This is a genomic window from Acinetobacter sp. S40 (assembly GCF_016624705.1).
Classification (GTDB): Bacteria; Pseudomonadota; Gammaproteobacteria; order Pseudomonadales; family Moraxellaceae; genus Acinetobacter.
The window spans coordinates 1-930 of the sequence record NZ_JACVTU010000036.1 but is presented as its reverse complement, the minus strand read 5'-3'; the positions used below and the strand labels follow the sequence as shown (position 1 = coordinate 930).

General features: G+C 44.0%; 1 protein-coding gene. It reads left to right on the top strand.

Features of this window, described 5'->3' with window-relative positions:
- Positions 1-930, top strand: a 930-nt coding sequence (locus IAE19_RS16445; RefSeq protein ID WP_200461974.1) for a phage late control D family protein, incomplete at both ends; no start/stop codon positions are given.

The following is a 930-nucleotide window of genomic DNA, read 5'->3' as shown; positions in this document are numbered from 1 at the left end:
TTGAAATCACAGAGATACTGTTTAAAGAATGGCAAAATAAAAGTGCCTTATTTGCCGCCAGTTTAACCCTTGATCTAAAAGGCCTCAATCAAAACTACGATATTCGACCTTTGAGCATGCAGATCAACGAATCAGATTACGACTTTCTGACACGTTTGTGGCGCAGCGAAGGAATCAACTGGTTGATTGATGAAGCACAGCCCATCGTTACACATCCCTCACACGAACTTGCTCCCCAGCACCTACGCCTGATAGACCACCAAGCCTCATTTACCGTACTGAATCGTGGGGTGATCCGATTTCACCGCAGTCATGCGACTGAATATTTTGACAGCATGACCCGCTTTACCGCGCATCGCCAACTACAATCGACAGCCACCTACGTACAACGCTGGCAAGCGGATGCCCTCACTCAAGATGATGGTAGTGGTAGCATATTGAGCGCCCATCAGCATAGCGATCAACAAAGTAACGAAAGTTTAAGCTTAGAACAGGCATGGCACATAAGTCCCACATGGACTACAGACCTGACCGGAGCGGATCAGGCTACCGCTTCAGGTTCTTCACAACTTGAAAAACTCAAGCACAACCTAACTGACTACCAAGAAAAACAAGCCAAATACTTTAAAGCCCAAACCACAGTACGAGATGCACAAGTAGGATACTGGTTTGAACTCACTGGACACCCTGAAATTGATCAACATGAAGGAACTGATCGACAATTTATCATTTATGAAAAACGATTCTATAACCAAAATAACTTACCCAAGGATCTTCAACAACAATTTGAGAATTTGCTCAATTATTCAGTATTAAAAACATCAGCTAAAGAAGAACGTCAAGGCAATGAACTCACCTTAATTCGCCGTCAAATCAAATTAGTACCAGAATACCACCCCTTAGCCCATCGACCACTCACCCATCCACAGC